4 protein-coding genes are annotated in these 4,197 nt (G+C 73.8%); 3 read left to right on the top strand and 1 reads right to left on the bottom strand.

The features are described from left to right. Positions 1–153: 153 nt before the first annotated feature. Positions 154–1,287: an HD domain-containing phosphohydrolase gene (locus AX737_RS03560; protein WP_066919049.1), complete on the bottom strand. Its 1,134-nt coding sequence runs from the start codon at positions 1,285–1,287 to the stop codon at positions 154–156. A gap of 537 nt (positions 1,288–1,824) precedes the next feature. Here AX737_RS03560 and AX737_RS03555 point away from each other — a divergent pair. Genes AX737_RS03555 through AX737_RS03545 form a run of 3 tightly spaced genes read left to right on the top strand, consistent with a single transcriptional unit; the run spans position 1,825 to position 4,029 of the window. Then, positions 1,825–2,124 carry an iron transporter gene (locus tag AX737_RS03555; RefSeq protein WP_066919051.1) on the top strand — a complete coding sequence of 100 codons (300 nt, stop codon included), beginning with the start codon at positions 1,825–1,827 and terminating at the stop codon, positions 2,122–2,124. Positions 2,125–2,131: 7 nt separating this feature from the next. Then, entirely contained in the window at positions 2,132–3,676 is a 1,545-nt protein-coding gene (locus AX737_RS03550) for a PepSY-associated TM helix domain-containing protein (protein WP_082772859.1), read from the top strand. Continuing rightward, entirely contained in the window at positions 3,673–4,029 is a 357-nt protein-coding gene (locus AX737_RS03545) for a DUF3325 domain-containing protein (protein ID WP_066919047.1), read from the top strand. Before AX737_RS03550 ends, AX737_RS03545 begins: the two co-directional genes overlap by 4 nt. Positions 4,030–4,197: the final 168 nt, after the last annotated feature.

Here is a 4,197-nt window from a genome sequence, read left to right as displayed (position 1 = left end):
GGGCTGGGTCACGGGGGCGTCGCGCCGCTCGGACGCGCCTCTGGGCTGGATCTGCTCTCCCCCGTGTCATGCGTCCGGCGGTGGCGCCAGGGCAATCCCGGCACACGGCGCGGCCGGACGATCGTCGGCGCCGTCCACCGCTCGCGGCGCCCCTCAGGCCGCCGCGTCCTGCGCGTCCGGCCTGTCGGCGGAGGTCTCCCGCAGCAGCATCGGCACGCGCGCCCAGGGCTCGGTCGCGGCCCCGCGCCCGGCGCGCGTCCGCGCCCCGTTGCGGCCCGTCGCGACGACCTCCGGCCAGCAGAGCTCGAAGGCCGCGACGCAGGCCGGGTCGAAGTGGCCCCGGCTCTCCGCCCGGATCAGGCTGAGCGCCTCGGCGAACGAGAGCGCCTTCTTGTAGCTCCGCTCCGTGGTGAGCGCGTCGAACACGTCCGCCACCGCCACGATCCGGGCCGCGAGCGGGATCGCCTCGCCGGCGAGCCCGTTGGGATAGCCGCTCCCGTCCCAGCGCTCGTGGTGCGCCCCCGCGATCTCGGCGGCGAGGCGGATCAGCTCGGACTCGCTGCCGCCCAGGATGCGCCGGCCGATCTCCGCGTGGGTGCGGATCAGCGCGAACTCCTCCGGGTCGAGCTTGCCGGGCTTCAGCAGGATCCCGTCCGGGACCGCCACCTTGCCGACGTCGTGCAGCGGCGCGGCGAGGTAGAGGCGGCGGCACATCTCGGGGGCGAGGCCCAGCGCCTCGGCCATCAGCTCGCTGTAGCGGGCGACCCGCCAAGTGTGGTCGCCGGTGTCGTTGTCGCGGTACTCGACCGCGAGCGAGAGGCGGAAGATGATCTCCTCCTCCCGCTCGTGCATGTGCCGCATGGCGGCCTCCGCCGCGCCGTCGAGGACGGCGGCCTGCTCGGCGAGGCGGCGCACCGCGCCGGCCAGCCGCACGAAATTGCGCAGGCGCGCGCGCAGCTCCACGCCGGTCGTGCGCTTGGCGAGGAAGTCGGTCGCCCCGGCCTCGAGGGCGGCCAGCCGCGCCGCGTCGCAGACGTCGCTGGTGATCATCACCACCGGCACCTGGGCGTAGTGCGGGATCGTGCGGATCCGCTCGATGAAGGCGACGCCGGTCATCTCGGGCATGTGGTAATCGATCAGCACGAGGTCGAAGGCGCGCATCTGCGCCTCGATCAGGGCCGCGACCGGATCGGCGTGGGCATCCACCGTGACGCCGGGCTCGGCTTCCAGCATCTCCCGCAGCCGCATGCGGCTGGTCGAACTGTCATCGACGAGAAGCGCATCCATAACGCGTTCCTGACCGGCCGGGACGGCGACGGGACCGGGCATGCCGGCCCACGACGGATCGTGGACGCGGCATCGACCTGCACCCGAGAACCGTCCGCGACCCCGCCTTCCCCCTGGTGGCACGGTCCCCCGGGTGAGCGGGATCGGTGCCGAGATCCGCGCCCCTCGCGAAAGCTATCACCTTCGTCCAGGGCCGCGACTTGACGTCGGAGAGTGCTGCCTCCGCCTTTCGCAGGAGTTAAGTCTCAGCGCCGCCCGGCCTGTTTCTATCTCAGGTTGAATCTATGGATGGTTCGCGCCGCCGGACGGGTCGAGGCCGCGGCGCGCGGCCCGCTTCATCCGCCCGAACATCGCGGCGAAGTGTTTCCGCAGTCGAGCGAGGGCTCCGTTCAAGTCGTCGCCGCCCGCGATGCCGGCGGGATTGGAATCGTTCCGAAACATAGCTGTTGCGCGCGCGGTCGCACGCTTGGTAGCTCGGCCCATGTCGTCCGCTCGTCCTTCCGGCGCCCTCCGGTGCCCCGCCCCGGCCCGCGCGCCGTGAGCGCCCGCACGGCGCCCACGCCGGCCTACCGCGCGGCCGTCCTCGGCCGGGTGCTGCTCGCGGCGCTCGGCGGCTACGCGGTCGCGGCCCTGGCGACCGGGCTCTTCGCCCTGGTCCTGCCGATGCCGCGCTCGGAGGCCGTGACCACGGCGACGCTCCTGAGCTTCGCCGTCATGGTCGCGGTCGTGGTGGCGGTCTTCGCCGCGCGCTCCCTGGCGCGGGCCGCAGCGCTCGTCCTCGGGCTCGCCGCCCCGCTCGCGGGCGGGCTCTGGCTCGCCGGCGCCTTCGCGGGCTGAGGCGGCGATGCGGCAGGGCTTCCGGCACGCGATGGCGTGGCTGCACGCGTGGTCCGGCCTCGTGGTCGGCTGGGTGCTGTTCGCGGTCTTCGTCACCGGCACGGCGAGCTTCTACCGCGCCGGGATCACGCAGTGGATGCGGCCGGAACTCGTGGCGATCGAGGCCGATCCGGGCCGGGCTGCGGACCTGGGGGCCGCCTATCTGCGGCGCCAGATGCCGGACGCGATGGGCTGGTTCATCGCCCTGCCGACCCCGGAGAAGCCCGCGATCTCCGTGATGTGGTGGAAGAGCATGGAGGGGCCGTTCCACGAGGCCCTGCTCGATCCGGCGACGGGCGAGCCGACACGTGCGCGCGAGACGCGGGGCGGCGACTTCCTCTATCGCTTCCACTACGAGTTGAGCATGCCGCCGACACTCGGGCGCTGGATCGTCGGGGCCTGCACCCTGGTGATGCTGGTGGCGCTAATCTCCGGCATCGTCACGCACCGGCGCATCTTCGCCGACTTCTTCACCTTCAGGCGGGGCGCGAAATCCGCCCAGCGCGGCTGGCTCGATGCCCACAACGTCGCGGGCGTCCTCGGCCTGCCCTTCCACCTGATGATCGCCTATACGGGCCTCACCCTGCTGGCGACGCTCTACATGCCCTGGGGCGTGCGCACCGCCTACAAGGGCGACGAGATCCGCTACTTCGTGGAGGCCGGCCTGATGCCGGAGCTGCGCTGGACGGCGGGCCGGCCCGGCACGCTGGCGCCGCTCGGCCCCATCGTCGCGGCCGCGATGGCGCGCGGGGGCGAGGTGCCGGAAGGCCTCTCGGTCTGGAACCCCGGCGACGTCAACGCCGCCGTGGTGGCGATCTTCGAGGAGCCGCACGGCCTCTCGCACCACCACGCGCAGATCGCCTTCGACGGGCAGACCGGCGCGGTGCTCGGCACCAACGGCGCGGTCGGGCCTGCGACCGGCACCGGCACCGTGATGGCGGGCCTGCATATGGGGCACTTCGCCGGGCCTGTGCTGCGGCTCCTGCTCGTCCTCTGCGGCCTGATGGGCGCCGCGACGGTCGCGACCGGCCTCGTGCTCTGGGCGGTGGCGCGGGCGCCGAAGGGCGCGGCGCCCGCCGGCTTCGGCCTGCTTCTGGTGCGCGCGCTCAACCTCGGCACGATCGCGGGCCTGCCCGCGGGGATCGCCGCCTACTTCCTGGCGAACCGCCTGCTGCCGGTGGGCCTCTCCGAGCGGGCGTCCTTCGAGGTCGGCGCCTTCTTCGGTGTCTGGGTCCTCGTCGCCCTCTACGCCGTCCTGCGGCCGGGGCCGCGCGCCTGGACGCAGGCGCTCGGGCTCGTCGGCGCGCTCTACCTCGCGGTGCCGCCGGTCGCCGCCCTGACCGGGGGGCTCAGCCAGCCCGGCGGCGCGCTGCGCTTCCTCGGCTTCGATCTGTGGATGCTGGCCCTCGGGCTGGGCTTCGTCTTCGCGGCCCGCAAGGCCGCCGCCCGGGCAGGCGCGCCGCTGCGGCGGCCGGTCCGCGGCATGACCGGTGAGGAGGCCCTGCGCGCATGACGCCGCTCGTCGTCGTCCTGAACGTCACCCTCTGCTTCGCCGGGTTCGCGGCGCTGGCGCTCAGCCTCGACCGCCATCACCGCGAGGCGCTCGCCGGCCGCGTGCCGGCCGGCCGGGTGCTGCCGCTGCGCGCCGCGGGCTGGGCGCTGCTCGCGCTCTCGCTCGCCGGGGCCGTCGCCTGGGAGGGCCTGAACTTCGGGCCCGTCCAGTGGATCGGCGCGCTCACCGGCGGCGCGCTGCTGGTGGTGCTGGTGCTGAGCTACCGCCCGGCCTGGCTGCGCCCGGCGGCGCTGCTGGCGCTGCCGCTCGGCCTCGCCGTGGTCCCGGCGATCCTGCTGGCCTTCGCGCATTAGCAGGGGGCCGTGTCTCAGTATCGCGGGCGGAAGCTCCTGCGCTCTCCCTCCCCCTCCTCGGGCAGGTCGATCGCATAAGACGGGCAATCTGCTTCGGATCGCACCCGAACCGCAACGCGCCCCCTCTCCCGTGCGGGAGAGGGTTGGGGTGAGGGATGAGAACTCTAC

This window comes from Methylobacterium sp. CCH5-D2 (genome assembly GCF_001556475.1).
Taxonomy (GTDB): domain Bacteria; phylum Pseudomonadota; class Alphaproteobacteria; order Rhizobiales; family Beijerinckiaceae; genus Methylobacterium; species Methylobacterium hispanicum.
This window is presented reverse-complemented; position numbering and strand designations above follow the sequence as displayed.